A 15,867-nucleotide genomic window follows, 5' to 3' on the forward strand; every position below is an offset into this window, starting at 1 on the left:
TCAACATGTGATTATGTTTTTTTAGCAGTTCACCACGACGGCGCGGCATCAATCGCTGCCGCTCTCGTGGAAGTGATTGTAGATTTGCCGCGCAACCGTCTCCGAAATGCCGCTGACAGCCATCAGATCGTTGAGGCCGGCGCGGGAAACCGCTTTGGCCGTGCCGAAATGCTGCAGCAGGGAGCGCTTGCGGCCCGGACCGATTCCCGAAATTTCGTCGAGCGGATTGCGCACCATTTCCTTCTTGCGCCGCGCCCGGTGCGAGCCGATGGCGAAGCGGTGCGCTTCGTCGCGCATGCGCTGAATGAAATAGAGCACCGGATCGCGCGGCGGCAGCGAAAAATCGCTGCGCCCATCCGCAAAGAAGCGTTCGCGGCCCGCCTCACGGTCCACGCCCTTGGCGACGCCGATGGCGGTCACACAGTCGCGAATGCCGAGTTCGTCGAGAATGGCCCGTACCGCCGTCATCTGGCCCTGGCCGCCATCGATCAGGATCACGTCGGGCCAGGCGGGGAAAGGCATGTCGGCCGCTTCTTCCGGTGTCTGCGTCTGCGTCTGCCCACGGTAGGGCTTTCCCTCTTCCTTCAACAGACGCGAGAAGCGACGGGTCATCACCTCGCGCATCATGCCGAAGTCGTCGCCGGGAGTGATGTCGGTCGATTTGATGTTGAACTTGCGGTACTGGTTCTTCACGAAACCTTCCGGCCCCGCCACCACCATGCCGCCGACGGCATTGGTGCCCATGATATGGGAGTTATCGTAAATCTCGATCCGGCGCGGCACATATGAAAGACCGAAGGTTTCCGCAAAACCCTTCAGCAGCCGCGCCTGAGACGAGGTTTCCGCCAGCTTGCGGCCATGCGCCTCGCGGGCGTTGGCAAGCACGTGGTCGGTGATGTCCTTCTTCTCGCCGCGCTGCGGCACGCTGATGGTAACCTTGTGCCCGGCTTTTTCGCCGAGTGCCGCGGCCAGCAGCTCCTGCTCCTCCACCGTTTCGGAAAGCAGGATCTGTTTCGGCACCGGCTTGTCGTCGTAAAACTGCGCCAGGAATGCGTTGAGAATTTCCGAGCCGGCGAGCGATGGGTCGGCCTTGGGGAAATAGGCGCGGTTGCCCCAGTTCTGGCCGGTGCGGAAAAAGAACACCTGAATGCAGGAGATGCCGCCTTCGTGGTGGATGGCGAAGACATCCGCCTCCTCGATGCCGGCGGGATTGATGCCCTGATGGCTCTGGACATGCGAAAGTGCGGCCAGCCGGTCGCGATAGACGGCGGCGCGCTCGAAATCGAGGTCCTCGGCCGCCTCGTTCATCTGCCGCGCAATCGCGGTCTTGACGCTCTGGCTCTTGCCGGACAGGAAATCCTTGGCTTCCTTGACGAGTTCTTCATACCCCTGATCGCTGATCTCATGCGTGCAGGGGCCGGAACAGCGCTTGATCTGGTAAAGAAGACAGGGGCGCGTGCGGGTTTCGAACACGCTGTCGGTGCAGGTGCGGATCAAAAAGGCGCGTTGCAGCGAATTGATCGTGCGCCCGACCGCGCCGGCCGATGCAAAGGGGCCGAAATAATCGCCCTTGCGTGCCCGCGCTCCACGGTGTTTGAAAATCGCCGGCGCGCGGTTGTCTGCGGTAATGAGAATATAGGGGAAGGATTTGTCGTCGCGCAAAAGCACATTAAAGCGCGGCCGCAAGCGCTTGATGAGATTCGCTTCCAGCAGAAGCGCTTCGGTCTCCGTGCGGGTGGTGACGAATTCCATATGGGTGGTGAAACGCACCATCTGGGCAATGCGGTTGGAATGCACGCGGCCCTGGGCATAATTGCCGACGCGCTTCTTCAGCGAGCGCGCCTTGCCAACGTAAAGCACGTCGCCCGCCTCGTTGAACATGCGATAGACACCCGGCGAGTTGGGCAGGTGTTTTACGAATTCGGCGATGAGGTCCATGCCCTTCAGGCCGGATTCGTTCTTCCAGCCCGCATTCCAGTCCATGCCAACGACATCGCGCGAAGCCTCTGCCGTTTCCGTTGGGGCAAGGCTTGCATCGTCATCTTCGTCGTCGGTGTCATCGAAGAGAATACCGCCATCAGGCAGCTTCTTTCCGTTCATTCATTTATCTCCGCCACGTCAGGGGTTTCCCAGCCAAGATGCTGGCCGCCGTCGAGCGCGATCATTTGTCCGGTGACCGACGGCGTGTCGTAAAGAAAGCGAATCGTCCGCCCGAACTCGTCCGGTGCGGGACCACGCTTTAATATAAGGCCGTCGATCTGCGCCTGAAAGTCCTCGGGCGCCTGTCTTTCGCTTTTGAAGGTGGGGCCCGGCCCGATGGCGTTGACCCGCACACGCGGCGCAAAGCTCTGCGCCATCGTCCGCGTGGCCGTCCAGAGTGCAGATTTCGAAAGCGTGTAGGAATAAAACCGTGGTGTGAGCGCAAGCACACGCTGGTCGATGATATTGACGATCAGCCCGGATTTGTCGGCAGGCAGCTGCTCGACAAAGGCGGCGGCGATGAGGGAGGGCGCCCGCACATGCACGGCGAAATGCGCGTCGAAGATCGCCGGATCGGGCTTGTCCGCCGAGTCGTCGAGAAAAACCGACGCATTGTTGATAACGACGCCGATAGGCCCCAGCACTGACGCAGCCTGTTCGATGAGCCCCGAAGCAGGCCCGGATTGTGTCAGATCCGCCTGAACGGCAACGGCCTTGCCACCTTTTTGCCTTATTTCGTTAGCGAATTCCTCGGCGCTGGCCATGGATGCGTTGGCATGGACGGCGATGGCGAAGCCATGGGCGGCCAGATCGGTGGCGATTGCCCGCCCGAGCCGGCGGGCGGCTCCCGTTATCAAGACTGTCTTTTGTATATTTTCTTTCACGGCTGACCTGCATTTGCTCATATCCGTCCTATTTGCTGGATATAAATGCAAATCGCAAGCTGTCCATCGGCCCCAAAAGAATTGGGCGATTTTTTATTCGCAATGCAATTTCGGTTTAATTTGAATATAACTAAGTTTAAAGGCGATCTATTGCTGGTTAGGCTTCTATTAGGGTTAATAAACCCCTTGTGGCAATTAGGCAACGTCTAATTCTAGTCACGTCGCTGCCCCAAACAATTCACATTTTGGCTCTTTGATCTCCGCATTCTCCTATCAAATTCAGTTTCCAGAGGGGCGATTAACCCGACGAGTTTACACCGCGTCTGAGAACAATGTTTTGAGTACAGAGCGGTCCTGAAAGGAGAATAGCATGCGTATTTTCGTAGCAACCCTTATGGCTTCGACCATGGCAGCCGCCGGCTTTTCGGCTGCTCACGCCGCTGACGCCGTAAATGAAGTGCCGCAGGCACCTGTTTCCTACGACCAGCCCGCGCCGGTCAAGGATTGGTCCGGCGCCTACCTCGGTGGTACGGTCAATTACGATTGGGGCCGTTTCAGCTCCAGCAACGACGGTCGTGACGCCAAGGGCGCTGGCGGCGGTCTCTACGGCGGTTACAACTGGCAGAACGGCCAGCTGGTTTACGGTGCGGAAGCAGACGTCAACCTCGGCGACGAGCGCGGTTCCGCCGGTACGGTCGCAGGTCGCGCCGTCGAAGGCAAGCAGGGCGTCAACGGCTCGCTGCGTGGCCGCGTCGGTTACGACATGAACCCGTTCCTGCTCTATGGTACGGCCGGTCTCGCCGTTTCCGACAACAAGGTTCGTGACGGCGTCAACAAGGACAGCGCCACGGCTCTCGGTTACACGGTTGGTGCCGGTGTTGAAGCCATGGTTACCGACAACATCACCGCTCGTCTGGAATATCGCTACAGCGACTACCAGAAGAAGGACTACACGCTCGGCAACGACGCCTTCTCGCGTGGTTATGACGACCACTCCGTCAAGGCCGGTATCGGCGTCAAGTTCTGATCCCACAAGGATCGCTATTGGAAAAGCCGGGGTTTCGCCCCGGCTTTTTTGTTTTTCGGTCTTAAGTGTCGGCATGAATGCCCGGTCTTCCGGCCGGGCGTCCTTCTTTATCCGCCTCAGGCGGCGGCTTTCATTTCCGCATAGGCTTCGAAACGCTTGCCGAAGGTTTCCGGCCAGGCGGCCAGCGCATCGCGCCCTTCGGCCCATTCGCCGGCGAAACGCAGGTCGAGATAACCGATCATCGCGGCCAGGGCGAAATGGCCGCCATGCAGCTTCTTGCCGGTTTTCGGCAGGTTGGTGTTGAGATAATCAAGCCCGCGGACCACCTTGCTCCACTGCTTGTCGATCCATGGCTGGTGGATCTTGTCTTCCGGGCGGTAACGGCGCTCGTAAACGATGGCCAGCAGGCAATCCATGATGCCGTCGCACAGCGCTTCGAGAATTTCCACATCCGTGCGCTTGCCGTTCTTTTTCGGGTAGAGCTTGCCGCCCGAAAGACGGTCGAGATAATGCATGATCGCCACGCTGTCATAGACCGAGCCGCCTTCATCCAGAAGCAGGACCGGAATCTTGCCGAGCGGATTGTTGTCCATCAGCGTTGCGGGCTCGGCATTGGTATCGACACGCACGGAGGTAATGTCGATGCCGAGATGGCGCGCGGCCATACGTACCTTGGCGGAGTAGGGGGAGGCGGGCGAGTAGAGCAGTTCCATGGTCGTGTCCTGTGGGTTGTCGTCTGGGGACTGGATTAGTCAATAAAGCTGCATAGCGGTTTTATGTCTGGAAAATGTGTAGAAGAGCGCAACAGGGAACATTCAATGCGCTCTAGCGAATGGGGATGATTTCCGTGGCGTTGGCGCGGCAGCCCTTGCGGTCAAGCTCGGGGCAGTCGCGGAATGTCATGTCCCTGTTGAGGCAGATGCGCACTTCCTCAAGGCGCCTGCCGTCGCAGCTGATAGAGATGCCGCGTTTCGACAGGCCGGGATTGGCGTCGGTGAAAGCAGTTTCTATGGCGTCGGCGGAGAGAGTGGCGGCTTCGGCGCCGGAGGCGATCTTTCCCGGCAGCCGGATGGCTTCGAAGGCGGCCCGTGTCGCCGAGAAATAATCCCTCTGCGACAGGCCGGAGCAGGAGCCGTGCTTGCGCCACTGGTGGCCGATCAGGCCCATGGACGGCATGATATCGAACATGGTGCGGCCAATCGCGTCCGGAACACGGTCGGGCTCGCCGCTCTGGCAGAATTCCGGATAGCCGTTTTCGTTCTGCGGCCACAGCCCGTGCACCACGAAACCGTAACGCCTGTCGCTGCCGCATTGCTGGCGGTTGCCCGAGCCTTCGGAACTGGCGCAGAATGCCGGTGACCAGGAGAGCGACAGCACGTAAAAATCGAACCCGTTTCCGCGGGGCGCAGGGTTCTTGCCCGTCTCCTGTCGGGAAACGTCGCGCCCTGGGGCGTCCGGCCGGGAATTGCCGGCGGACTGCGATTGGGATTGCGTCTGCCGGTTACCGGCGGGATCGGTCGGAGCCGGATTTTCCCGCGCGAACCACAATGCGCCGAGCGACAGAAGGCCCAGGGCGATGAAACCGGCATAACGCTTCATTCCGTGTACGTTCTCTGGAAAGTGGACGACCTCACATCGCCGGCGGGCGACGATCCGGTCTTACATCAACTTGTGAACGGGGCAAACCGCCAATCTTTGATGAAAAGGTTGAAAGCTTTGCCGCATAACGAATAAAGTCGAACGAATCTTCCGCAAAGACGGAACAGGGCTGGGGTGAGGCTGGAGGAAATAGGCGGGCATGACCGCATGAAATTCAAGAAATATATCTGGCCCGTCGTTGGCTTCGCGACGATCGGTTTTTCCGCATGGTTGCTCTTTCACGAACTGCGCGGCCTGTCGCTCGATGATCTCTGGGACAGTCTGAAAGCCATTCGCGTGCGGGACTGGCTGTGTTCGGGCCTTGCAACCCTGCTGGCCTATGCCGCGCTCGCCGGTTACGACCGCATCGCGTTGCAGCATCTTGGCCGCAAAGTGAACTGGTTCTTCATCACGCTCACCTCTTTCACCACCTATGCGCTGTCCCACAATGTTGGGGCCTCGGTATTCTCGGGCGCCGTGGTGCGATATCGGGCCTATACGTCCAAGGGGCTGAGTGTGGCGGAAGTGGGCGTGCTCGTCGGCCTCTGCTCCTTCACCTTCCTCATCGGCACGATCATGCTGATCGGGCTGGTGCTGCTTTACGAGCCTGACATCACCGAACGGTTTACCGGCATTCTGCCCGTCGAAGCCTCCACCACGACAGGCGTGCTGCTGCTCCTTTTCGTCGGCCTTTATATTCTTGGCAGCCTGCTCAGGCTGAAACCCCTGAAAATCGGTTCCTTCGTGCTGCCGTACCCCGCGCCGAAGCTTGTTGCGCAGCAACTCGTCATCGGCCCGATAGAGCTGATCGGCGCGGCGGGCATCATCTATTTCGCGCTGCCGGAAGCCGGAAATCCCGGTTATATGGTCATTCTCGGCATATTTCTGGTTTCCTTCTCGGCGGCGCTCATCTCGCACGCGCCGGGCGGCCTGGGGGTGCTGGAGCTGGTCTTCGTCACCGGCCTGCCGGACATGAACCCGGCGGACGTCATCGCGGCGCTTCTGGTCTTCCGGCTGTTCTACCTCATCATTCCCTTCATCATGGCCCTGTTCGTGATCCTGTTCTTCGAACGGTCACAGCTTGCGCAGGCGCAGAGGCGGGAAGGGCTGAGATAGCCCCATCAATTATCTTCCGATTTTTCCTCGCCGCGCAGCCAGAAGGCGCGCTGCGAGGCGAACCTGTCCTGCGCCAGCATTGTCTTCAGGTAGGGCAGCAGCGTATGCAACTCGTCCTTCAGCGTATAGGGCGGATTGACGATGATGAGGCCGGAGCCGCTCAGGCCATCCAGCCGGTCGCTTCTGACGGAAAGTTCCGCGCACAGCATCTTCGGAATGTCGAAGGATTGCAGCCGCTCGTGGAAGTCCTTGATCGGTGCGCCTTTCTTCAGGGGATACCACAGGCAATAGGTGCCGGTGGAAAAACGCCGATAGGCCTTGTTCAAGCCATCGGCCAGACGCTGATATTCATTCTCAAGCTCGAAAGGCGGATCGACGAGGATCAGGCCGCGCTTTTCCTTCGGCGGCAGATGCGCGCCGAGCGACAGCCACCCATCCAGCTCGGTAACACGCACCTGATAGTCACCCTCGAACAGGCGTGCGAGCGCCCGGCTGTCATCCGGATGCAGTTCCATGGCCGAAAGCCGGTCCTGCGGGCGAAACAGCATGCGCGCGAGTTTCGGTGAGCCAGGGTAGAATTTCACGCCACCTTCCGGATTGAGCTCCTTCACGGCATCAAGATAGGGCTCCAGCAGTTCGGCGATGGGGGCGGGCAGATCGGCCTCCGTCAGCTTGCCGATACCGGTCTGCCATTCGCCGGTTTTCTGCGCTTCTTCCGAGGTGAGGTCGTAAAGCCCGATGCCGGCATGGGTGTCCAGCACACGAAAGGCCTTGTCCTTGTTCTGCAGGTAACGCACGAGGCGGGCGAGAACGGCATGTTTGAGGACATCCGCGAAATTGCCGGCGTGATAGATGTGGCGGTAGTTCATGGATGTGTCTCGCTTGCCGTTTATCCGGATGAATGGTCAGGATGAATATTCTTGATGGACGTCACTTCGGCCTTTTTGCCGCATCGTTGATGCAATATACAAAAGACATGAACGTTGCGACCCCGATTTCCGCTGAAAAAGCCGCCCCGAAGTCCGAAGTCCGTATCGGACACACGGTCTGCCCGCATGACTGTCCGAGCGCCTGCGCGCTCGAGGTCGACATCAATGCCGATGGCCGCATCGGCCGCGTACGCGGTGCGAATGCCAATACTTATACCGCCGGCGTGATCTGCGCCAAGGTGGCGCGTTACTCCGAGCGCATCTATCATCCCGGCCGTCTTCTGACCCCGAAGCGCCGCAAGGGCGCGAAGGGCGCCGGCGACTGGCAGGAGATTTCTTGGGAAGCGGCTCTGGACGAGGTGGCGGACGCCTTCGTCAAGGCCGAGGCGCGGCATGGTGCTGAGGCGATATGGCCGTATTTCTACGCCGGCACCATGGGACAGGTGCAGCGGGATTCCATCGAACGGCTGCGCCACGCCAAGAAATATTCCGGCTTTTTCGGTTCGATCTGCACCAACATGGCCTGGACCGGTTATGTGATGGGCACCGGCGCGCTGCGTGGCCCGGATCCGCGCGAGATCGCCAAGGCCGATGTCGTGGTCATCTGGGGCACCAATGCGGTCGCCACGCAGGTCAATGTCATGACCCATGCGGTGAAAGCCCGCAAGGAACGCGGCGCGAAGATCGTCGTCGTCGATATCTACGACAATCCGACCATGAAGCAGGCGGATATGCGCCTCGTCGTCCGCCCCGGCACGGATGCCGCGCTTGCCTGCGCCGTCATGCACATCGCCTTCCGCGACGGTTACGCCGACCGTGATTATATGGCGCGCTTCGCCGACGATCCGGCCGGGCTCGAGGCGCATCTGAAGACGAAGACGCCGCAATGGGCATCCGAAATCACCGGCCTTTCCGTCGACGAGATCGAGGATTTCGCAAGGCTTGTCGGCACCACGAAGAAGACCTTCTTCCGGCTCGGATATGGTTTTGCCCGCCAGCGCAACGGCGCGGTCGCCATGCATGCGGCGCTTTCCATCGCAACGGTTCTCGGCTCCTGGCAATATGAGGGCGGCGGCGCGTTCCACAATAATGGCGACATCTTCCGGCTCAACAAGGCGGAACTGATGGGCAGTTCTTACGCCGACCCCGAGGTGCGTCAGCTCGACCAGTCGCAGATCGGCCGCGTGCTGACGGGGGACGCCGAGGCGCTGCGCCACGGCGGCCCGGTGACGGCGCTGCTCATCCAGAACACCAATCCCGTCAATGTCGCGCCCGAACAGCGGCTGGTGAAACAGGGCTTCCTGCGCGACGATCTCTTTGTCGCCGTGCATGAGCAGTTCATGACCGAGACGGCTGATGTGGCCGATATCGTGCTGCCTGCGACCATGTTCCTCGAACATGACGACATCTACCGCGCCGGCGGCCAGAACCATATTCTGCTTGGGCCCAAGCTGGTGGAACCGCCGGAAACGGTGCGTACCAATCTCTTCGTCATCGAGGAACTGGCAAAACGCCTCGGTGTCGACCATATGCCAGGCTTCGGCCTTTCGGCCCGCGATCATGTTGACCGTATGCTCAAAGTCAGCGGCTGGGGCGATTTCGACACGCTGGCTGAAGAGAAGTGGATCGATGCGCAACCCTCCTTCGAGGTGGCGCATTATCTCGAAGGCTTCGGTTACGGCGATGGCAAATTCCGCTTCAGCCCCGAATGGGCGACTGGACCGTCTCCGAACAAACCGCCGAAAAATATCGGTGTGATGGGGCCTGTTGCGCAATTTCCGAAATTCCCGGATCAGGTCGACGTTATCGAAACCGTGGACGGTGACCATCCTTTCCGGCTGGCGACATCGCCGGCACGCAACTTCCTGAACTCCACCTTCGCGGAAACGAAGACCTCCGTGCAGAAGGAAGGCCGCCCGGAAGTGATGATCTGTCCCGAGGATGCGAGCGGCAACGGCATCGCCGATGGCGACATCGTCCGCATCGGCAATGCGCGCGGCGAAGTGAGACTCCATGCGAAAATCGTGGAGGGTGCAAGACCGGGTGTGCTGATCGCCGAAGGGCTGTGGCCAAACAGGGCGCATCTGGATGGCGAAGGCATCAATGTGCTGACCGGCGCCGATGCCGTCGCCCCCTATGGCGGTGCGGCTTTTCACGACAACAAGGTGTGGCTCCGCCGCGATGACGGGGCTCGCGAGGCTTGATATTGCGCCGCAACACGGGCAGGCTGAAATCCCACGACAGGCAAGGACATATCCGGTGACACAGACGCAGGCGAAAAACATTCCGGCCGACACGGATGCGGGCAGAATCCGGCTGGTGGAAAAAGAAACCGTCTGGAAGGGCTTCGTGCATATGCAGAAGCTCGTTTTCGACCAGCGCATGCCGGATGGCAAAACCATCCGTATCGTCCGGGAAGTCCACGACCATGGCAGCGCCGCCGCCATTCTCCTTTATGACCCGAAGCGCGACAGCGTGGTGATGGTGCGCCAGTTCCGCCCCGCCGCCTTCGTGAACGGCGATCAAAGCTTCATGATCGAGGTGCCGGCGGGGCTTCTCGACGACGACGACGCGGCCGTCGCCATTCGCCGTGAGGCAATGGAAGAATCCGGCTACGCCGTCGAAAAGGTCAATTATCTGTTCGATATGTATGCCAGCCCCGGCACGCTGACGGAAAAGGTCAGCCTCTTCGTCGCCCGCATCGATCTTGACGTGCAGGCCGGCAGCGGCGGTGGACTGGAGGACGAAGGCGAGGATCTGGAGGTTCTGACCTACCGGCTGGATGAAGCCTTCGCGATGATCGCATCGGGTGAAATCACCGATGCCAAGACGATCATTCTGCTGCAATGGGCGATGTTAAATCGCGCCGGACTCGGAAAGTGACGGTCAAGGCCTTCGTAGTGGACGCGGTTACTTGCGCCCTACATTTTTCCATTTAGTGACCTGATCCGCAGTTGCTTGTTTTCGTTGTGCCCGCTCTTTCCTTATCTTGGCGATGAGACTTCGCCGGGCTTGGGAATGAATTGTCTTCACAACACGCACGGCGACCTCCTTTCCAAGTATGATATAATTGCAGCTCAGCCTCGCCTATATTTTTACGAGAATAGGAGAGGGAGTTGGCTTGGTCACTGGGCTTATTACCACGAATGGCACTGCCGAATCAAAACCTGCCTCTCACACCCATCCCCACGAAAATCGACTGCAAGTCACCGCCTCCGGCATTCTTTTCCGATGACAGGTCGCCGGCGCCGGCGCCGCTGTAGTGGGTGTCTCCGCGCCCGAGGCTGGTATAGTCATATGCGCCGTCGAGATAGATCGAGGCATTCTCGGTCAGGTCATAGGCGACGCCGGCCTTCACCCCGAACATGCCGGCGACGTCGAATTTGTCGGTAAAGCGCATGTCGCGCAGCCAGTGATCGTCCGTCGCCTTGCCGTAGACCATGGCGCCGCCTTCGAGGCCCAGATTGAGCGACCAGTTGCCGAACCTCTGGCCGCCCGTCAGGTTGCCGTAGAAAACCGGGATTTGCTGGCGATAGGTGATCCCCTTGAGGCCATCCTTGAATTTGCCGGAGAAATCGCGGGGGGAGAAAACGCTGTAAACGGCGTTGCCGCCATAAGCGGACCATTGAACATCCGTATAACGAAAACCGACGCCGGCGCTGAGATATTGCTGCGGATCGTCCAGCAACATGCGGTTGAGTTCGAGGTTTCCCGAAAAATAATGGTCGAGCCGCGTATCGTCATGCTGGGAACGGTGGCTCCAATTGTCCTTGGAGCTATCTCTGGAAAAAGGCCAAACCCAGTCATAGTCGGTCATGTAGCCGTCGCCCTCGAAGCCGACGCGGCCTTCCGCCTTGACGCGCCAGCCGGGCGCAAGTTCAAGCCCGAGCGAGCCGCGCAATGCCACGGCGTTTTTGGTTTCCCATTCGAGTTCGCTCAGCTTGCGACCACCGATATGGACGGTTTCGGTCGCTCGAAGATTGAGAACGCCGGCATCCACTGAGGCTGTAATGCCGCTTTGCTCAGCCGCGACGGGCAGACTGGCACCCGCCAGCAGAACAACAGAAAGCGGCAGGGAAAATCTCGAAAATGGCATAATCGCTCCTGAATGACCGGAGGGCCCGAAATAAGGGCCGTTGCGGGCATTAAAGATGACTATGGTAAACGATCGGTTTATTTTCCCAAAAATACCACTATGGGTGTTTTTGTACTTTAGTTATAGCTTTATCAGGAGGCGGAGATGAGGTTGGAATACTCAGTACTACTTTCGTCATCCGTAGAGACGGCCTTGCCGTCTTTCATCCTAACCTTGCCTTCGGCAAGCCGCTTCAGGGTAAGCGGATAGAGCTGATGCTCGACTGTCAGGATCCGCGCCGCCAGAGTTTCAGCCGTATCGCCGGAAACGACCGGCACCGCACCCTGCGCGATTGTCGGGCCTTCATCCATGCCTTCGGTGACGAAATGCACGGTGCAGCCGGAAATCTTCATGCCGCTGTCGATGGCGCGCTGATGGGTGTTGAGGCCGGGGAAAAGCGGCAGCAGGGACGGATGGATATTGATGATGCGCCCTTCATAGGGAGCAATGAAATCCCCCGATATCAGCCGCATGTAGCCGGCAAGACAAATGATATCGGGCGCGATTTCACCAAGTGCGGCCAGAATGGCGCCCTCATGCTCGGCCTTGCTGGCATAGGTCTTGCGTTCGAAGACCAGCGTGGGAATGCCCATGCCCCGTGCCTTTTCCAGCCCGCCCGCAGACGCCTTGTCCGAGATGACGCAGACGATTTCCGCCGGAAAATCCGCCGCCTGACAGGCCTTGGCCAGCGACACCATGTTGGAGCCGCTGCCGGAAATGAAAACGACGACGCGTTTGCGGCCGGACGGGAAGGCGGCGCTCATCATAGGCCGAGAGCGCCCTTGTAGATGGTGCCATGCGCGCCTTCTTCGCGGGCGACCATGCGGCCGAGCGGGAAGACGGTTTCACCTTCGGCAGTCAGAACCTCGGTGACCTTTTCGGCATTTTCAGCCGAAACGACGACGATCATGCCGACGCCGCAATTGAAGGTGCGCAGCATTTCCTTCGCTTCAACGCCGCCGGTTTTCGCCAGCCACGAGAAGACGGCGGGAACCTTGATCGCGTCGAGATCGATCTCGGCGGCGAGATGCTTGGGCAGAACGCGGGGAATATTCTCCGGGAAACCGCCGCCGGTAATATGCGCCAGCGCCTTCAGCGCACCGGTCTCGCGGATCGCCTTCAAAAGCGGCTTCACATAGATGCGGGTCGGCGTCAGCAGCGCTTCGCCGAGCTTCTTGCCGTCCGAGAAGGGGGCAGGCGCGCTCCAGTCGAGACCGGAGATCGACACGATCTTGCGCACCAGCGAAAAGCCGTTGGAGTGAACACCGGAAGAGGAAAGGCCGAGAATGACGTCGCCTTCGGAAATATCGCCGGCCGGCAGAAGCTGGCCGCGTTCGGCAGCACCCACGGCAAAGCCCGCGAGATCGTAATCGCCATCGGAATACATGCCGGGCATTTCGGCGGTTTCACCGCCGATCAGCGCACAGCCGGATTCGCGGCAGCCGGCGGCAATGCCGGAAACGATGGCTGCACCCTGGTCCGGGTCCAGCTTGCCGGTGGCGAAATAATCGAGGAAGAACAGCGGTTCTGCGCCCTGGACGACGAGATCGTTGACGCACATGGCGACGAGATCGATACCGACAGTATCATGATAGTCAGCATCGATGGCGATCTTCAGCTTGGTGCCGACGCCGTCATTGGCGGCCACCAGAACCGGATCGGTGAAGCCCGCGGCTTTCAGATCGAACAGGCCGCCGAAGCCGCCGATTTCGCCATCCGCGCCGGGACGCCGCGTGGAGCGCACCGCCGGTTTGATCTTTTCGACCATCAGGTTGCCGGCGTCGATATCCACACCTGCATCACTATAGGTAAGACCGTTCTTGCCCGACTGGCTCATGGCTCTCGTCTCCGCTGGTTCCTTTGGCGTCGCCATTCGCACGTGACGGGGCCTGATGCAAGGGTTTGAGTGGCAAAAGCTCCGGTTTTTAACGGCTTTGGCGGGGCTTGTCGGATTGGGTGCTCACGATGGCTGCGGCGCGGCGCGACAGACGAGATTGAGCAGGCCGTCATTGGACGTATCGGAATTTTCCTCTATCGGCCGTCCGTTCTCGCCATAACGCGCGGCGATCTCAAAGCCCGCCGCTTCCAGCTGGCGGGTCTGGGCGGCAAGGTCGATGAAATAAAACAGGCCGCTCCAGCGATGCGCCTGATCCGCGAGAATGGCATATTCCGGTGTGCGCCGTGTCGAAGGTTGCAGTCGCAGATAGTTGATCCAGCTTTGCGGATGCAGCGAATTCACCACCTCGCGCGGGTGCCAGGAGCGGCGGTGCAGCGGCATGCCGCCGGCCCGTTTCCATTGGCGATTGTGAAACGAAAAGATGAAATATCCGCCAGGTGCGAGGATGCTTCGCACGGCATGGATGATGGCAAGCCGGTCCTCGTGGTCGAAGGCGCTTAGAATCGCGAGCGCGCCGAGCACGCAATCGAAACGTTCCGCGCCGAACTGGCCGATCGCCCGCACATCCATGTCGAGAAACGTGGCGGCTGGAAAATTGCGCCGCGCCAGCGCAAGCATCGGCTGCGAACGGTCAATGCCGATATAGTCTCCCACCAGCGGCAGAAGCGGCTTCGTCGTTCGTCCCGTGCCGACGCCGAGGTCAAGCAGCCGCTTGCCCGCATAGGCATGGCGGAACTGGTCGAGAATGATGCGTTCGGCCGGGTAAAGCTGCTGGTTGTCATACCATTCGGCAACTTCGGGATTATCGAAGAGACCGGCATTATATTCCGCGATGCCATTTTCACTGGTGCTTTGCATCGTGCCCCCCGGCCGCCGGACATGAAGGAGCGTCGTTGGCCCGCCCGGCAATGTTTGATAGTTGTCTAATATTTACCGCCGGTCAACCTGCCGTTGCGAGGGGTTGGCCGGAAATGAGGGATTTTACCGCTGTGCGGGCAGTCTCCTTCTGCCCACGCGCGAAAGCGCCGGTCTTGACCATGTGCATATGCGCATCCTATCTCCATCATGGGCGGTGACGGTGCGGCGATAAAGGATGAACGGATGCAACCCCATGTAAGCGGTACGAGCCTGCGCCGGCAGGTGTTTTTCTGGATCGGCGTGCTTGCCGTCTTTGTCCTTTTCCTGATGGTCTTCAGCTCCATTCTCCTGCCTTTCGTGGCGGGCATGGCGCTTGCCTATTTTCTCGACCCGGTTGCCGACTGGCTGGAACGGCGTGGCCTCAGCCGGTTGATGGCGACCGTCGTCATCCTCGTCTCCTTCGTGCTGATCTTTGCGCTGTCGCTCATCATCATCATTCCGCTGATCGCCGCCCAGGCCTCGGAATTCATCACGCGCATCCCGCAATATATCTCGTCGCTACAGCAGCTGATTGCCGGCGCCGACACCAATCTCCTGCCGGATTGGGTCAGCAGCCAGATCGACGCCGTGAAGGAGAATTTTTCGAAGCTTTTGACCGAAGGCGCGGGTTTCATCGGCACGCTGCTGACGCAGATATGGAATTCCGGCAAATCGCTGGTCGATGTCATGTCGCTTCTGGTCGTCACGCCCGTGGTCGCCTTCTATCTGTTGCTCGACTGGGACCGGATGATCGACAAGGTCGATAGCTGGATACCGCGCGATTATGTCCATACCGTCCGCCAGATCGCCCGCGACATGGACAAGACCATTGCCGGTTTCGTGCGCGGGCAGGGGTCGCTCTGCATCATTCTCGGCGTTTATTACGCCGTCGGCCTGTCGCTGGTGGGCTTGAATTTCGGCCTGCTGATCGGCCTTTTCTCAGGCCTCATCAGCTTCATTCCCTATATCGGCTCCATGGTCGGCCTCATCCTCGCCGTCGGCGTCGCCATAGTGCAGTTCTGGCCGGATTACATCTATGTGTTCCTGACGCTTGTGGTGTTCTTCTCCGGCCAGTTCATCGAAGGCAACATCCTGCAGCCGAAGCTTGTCGGCAAAAGCGTCGGCCTGCATCCGGTCTGGCTGATGTTCGCCCTTTTCGCCTTCGGTGCGCTTTTCGGTTTCGTCGGGCTTCTCGTCGCGGTGCCGGCGGCGGCGGCGGTCGGCGTGCTTGTCCGCTTCGCCCTGTCGCGGTATCTTGAAAGCGATCTTTACCACGGGCATGCCGCCAACCTTCCCTGGGACACAAACCCTGCCCTGGAAGAAGGGGAAACGTCCTCCGGCAAGGTTGACTCTCAGAGCTGACG

Annotated in this window: 14 protein-coding genes; 5 read left to right on the forward strand and 9 right to left on the reverse strand. The window is 59.8% G+C overall.

All coding sequences use genetic code 11. From position 1 onward, the window contains the following. Window positions 1-48: 48 nt before the first annotated feature. Window positions 49-2,100 carry an excinuclease ABC subunit UvrC gene (uvrC, locus tag O3W47_RS21540; protein ID WP_269314566.1) on the reverse strand — a complete coding sequence of 684 codons (2,052 nt, stop codon included), beginning with the start codon at window positions 2,098-2,100 and terminating at the stop codon, window positions 49-51. Further along, window positions 2,097-2,885: an SDR family oxidoreductase gene (locus O3W47_RS21545; RefSeq protein WP_080817265.1), complete on the reverse strand. Its 789-nt coding sequence runs from the start codon at window positions 2,883-2,885 to the stop codon at window positions 2,097-2,099. The genes uvrC and O3W47_RS21545 overlap by 4 nt, the downstream gene beginning before the upstream one ends. A gap of 349 nt (window positions 2,886-3,234) precedes the next feature. Here O3W47_RS21545 and O3W47_RS21550 point away from each other — a divergent pair, with 349 nt between their 5' ends. Further along, window positions 3,235-3,891, forward strand: coding sequence for an outer membrane protein (locus O3W47_RS21550; protein WP_035261664.1), 657 nt, complete (start codon window positions 3,235-3,237; stop codon window positions 3,889-3,891). Between the two features lie 116 nt (window positions 3,892-4,007). Here O3W47_RS21550 and O3W47_RS21555 read toward each other — a convergent pair whose 3' ends face one another. Together O3W47_RS21555 and O3W47_RS21560 are read right to left on the reverse strand one after the other, a co-directional pair. Beyond that, the gene (locus tag O3W47_RS21555; RefSeq protein ID WP_080817264.1) at window positions 4,008-4,604 is read right to left on the reverse strand and encodes a glutathione S-transferase; all 597 of its coding nucleotides are present in this window, start codon (window positions 4,602-4,604) and stop codon (window positions 4,008-4,010) included. 112 nt (window positions 4,605-4,716) lie between these two features. Continuing rightward, entirely contained in the window at window positions 4,717-5,490 is a 774-nt protein-coding gene (locus O3W47_RS21560) for a ribonuclease T2 family protein (RefSeq protein WP_269314567.1), read from the reverse strand. A 207-nt stretch (window positions 5,491-5,697) separates the two neighbouring features. Between O3W47_RS21560 and O3W47_RS21565 the strand changes: the two genes are divergently transcribed. Beyond that, on the forward strand, window positions 5,698-6,645 hold the full coding sequence (locus tag O3W47_RS21565; RefSeq protein ID WP_003520764.1) for a lysylphosphatidylglycerol synthase domain-containing protein: 948 nt from the start codon (window positions 5,698-5,700) through the stop codon (window positions 6,643-6,645). A 5-nt stretch (window positions 6,646-6,650) separates the two neighbouring features. Here O3W47_RS21565 and O3W47_RS21570 read toward each other — a convergent pair whose 3' ends face one another. After that, window positions 6,651-7,514, reverse strand: a complete 864-nt coding sequence (locus tag O3W47_RS21570; RefSeq protein WP_269314568.1) for a 23S rRNA (adenine(2030)-N(6))-methyltransferase RlmJ — start codon at window positions 7,512-7,514, stop codon at window positions 6,651-6,653. Window positions 7,515-7,555: 41 nt separating this feature from the next. Between O3W47_RS21570 and O3W47_RS21575 the strand changes: the two genes are divergently transcribed. Together O3W47_RS21575 and O3W47_RS21580 are read left to right on the forward strand one after the other, a co-directional pair. Then, window positions 7,556-9,778, forward strand: coding sequence for a molybdopterin-containing oxidoreductase family protein (locus O3W47_RS21575; RefSeq protein WP_269314569.1), 2,223 nt, complete (start codon window positions 7,556-7,558; stop codon window positions 9,776-9,778). A 55-nt stretch (window positions 9,779-9,833) separates the two neighbouring features. Then, the gene (locus O3W47_RS21580) at window positions 9,834-10,457 is read left to right on the forward strand and encodes an NUDIX domain-containing protein (protein WP_269314570.1); all 624 of its coding nucleotides are present in this window, start codon (window positions 9,834-9,836) and stop codon (window positions 10,455-10,457) included. A gap of 277 nt (window positions 10,458-10,734) precedes the next feature. Here O3W47_RS21580 and O3W47_RS21585 read toward each other — a convergent pair whose 3' ends face one another. From O3W47_RS21585 to O3W47_RS21600, 4 genes are all read right to left on the reverse strand, one after another. Then, complete coding sequence (locus O3W47_RS21585; RefSeq protein WP_269314571.1) at window positions 10,735-11,670, reverse strand: omptin family outer membrane protease; 936 nt, start codon at window positions 11,668-11,670, stop codon at window positions 10,735-10,737. A 131-nt stretch (window positions 11,671-11,801) separates the two neighbouring features. Then, complete coding sequence (gene purN / locus O3W47_RS21590; RefSeq protein ID WP_269314572.1) at window positions 11,802-12,476, reverse strand: phosphoribosylglycinamide formyltransferase; 675 nt, start codon at window positions 12,474-12,476, stop codon at window positions 11,802-11,804. Beyond that, window positions 12,473-13,546, reverse strand: coding sequence for a phosphoribosylformylglycinamidine cyclo-ligase (gene purM / locus O3W47_RS21595; protein WP_269314573.1), 1,074 nt, complete (start codon window positions 13,544-13,546; stop codon window positions 12,473-12,475). The genes purN and purM overlap by 4 nt, the downstream gene beginning before the upstream one ends. Before the next feature lie 123 nt (window positions 13,547-13,669). Continuing rightward, complete coding sequence (locus O3W47_RS21600) at window positions 13,670-14,464, reverse strand: class I SAM-dependent DNA methyltransferase (RefSeq protein WP_020811533.1); 795 nt, start codon at window positions 14,462-14,464, stop codon at window positions 13,670-13,672. A gap of 243 nt (window positions 14,465-14,707) precedes the next feature. Between O3W47_RS21600 and O3W47_RS21605 the strand changes: the two genes are divergently transcribed. Then, the gene (locus O3W47_RS21605; RefSeq protein ID WP_080818751.1) at window positions 14,708-15,865 is read left to right on the forward strand and encodes an AI-2E family transporter; all 1,158 of its coding nucleotides are present in this window, start codon (window positions 14,708-14,710) and stop codon (window positions 15,863-15,865) included. Window positions 15,866-15,867: the final 2 nt, after the last annotated feature.

It is taken from the genome of Agrobacterium sp. LMR679, from assembly GCF_027157905.1.
Lineage (GTDB): Bacteria > Pseudomonadota > Alphaproteobacteria > Rhizobiales > Rhizobiaceae > Agrobacterium > Agrobacterium leguminum.

Bases quoted from the DNA above. Each gene is read 5' to 3' on its own strand.
- O3W47_RS21600 (WP_020811533.1), bottom strand. From the start codon at position 14,464: ATGCAAAGCACCAGTGAAAATGGCATCGCGGAATATAATGCCGGTCTC.
- purM (WP_269314573.1), bottom strand. From the start codon at position 13,546: ATGAGCCAGTCGGGCAAGAACGGTCTTACCTATAGTGATGCAGGTGTG.
- O3W47_RS21565 (WP_003520764.1), top strand. From the start codon at position 5,698: ATGAAATTCAAGAAATATATCTGGCCCGTCGTTGGCTTCGCGACGATC.
- O3W47_RS21570 (WP_269314568.1), bottom strand. From the start codon at position 7,514: ATGAACTACCGCCACATCTATCACGCCGGCAATTTCGCGGATGTCCTC.
- O3W47_RS21545 (WP_080817265.1), bottom strand. From the start codon at position 2,885: ATGAGCAAATGCAGGTCAGCCGTGAAAGAAAATATACAAAAGACAGTC.
- O3W47_RS21550 (WP_035261664.1), top strand. From the start codon at position 3,235: ATGCGTATTTTCGTAGCAACCCTTATGGCTTCGACCATGGCAGCCGCC.
- O3W47_RS21560 (WP_269314567.1), bottom strand. From the start codon at position 5,490: ATGAAGCGTTATGCCGGTTTCATCGCCCTGGGCCTTCTGTCGCTCGGC.
- O3W47_RS21555 (WP_080817264.1), bottom strand. From the start codon at position 4,604: ATGGAACTGCTCTACTCGCCCGCCTCCCCCTACTCCGCCAAGGTACGT.
- O3W47_RS21575 (WP_269314569.1), top strand. From the start codon at position 7,556: ATGAATATTCTTGATGGACGTCACTTCGGCCTTTTTGCCGCATCGTTG.
- uvrC (WP_269314566.1), bottom strand. From the start codon at position 2,100: ATGAACGGAAAGAAGCTGCCTGATGGCGGTATTCTCTTCGATGACACC.
- O3W47_RS21605 (WP_080818751.1), top strand. From the start codon at position 14,708: ATGCAACCCCATGTAAGCGGTACGAGCCTGCGCCGGCAGGTGTTTTTC.
- purN (WP_269314572.1), bottom strand. From the start codon at position 12,476: ATGATGAGCGCCGCCTTCCCGTCCGGCCGCAAACGCGTCGTCGTTTTC.
- O3W47_RS21585 (WP_269314571.1), bottom strand. From the start codon at position 11,670: ATGCCATTTTCGAGATTTTCCCTGCCGCTTTCTGTTGTTCTGCTGGCG.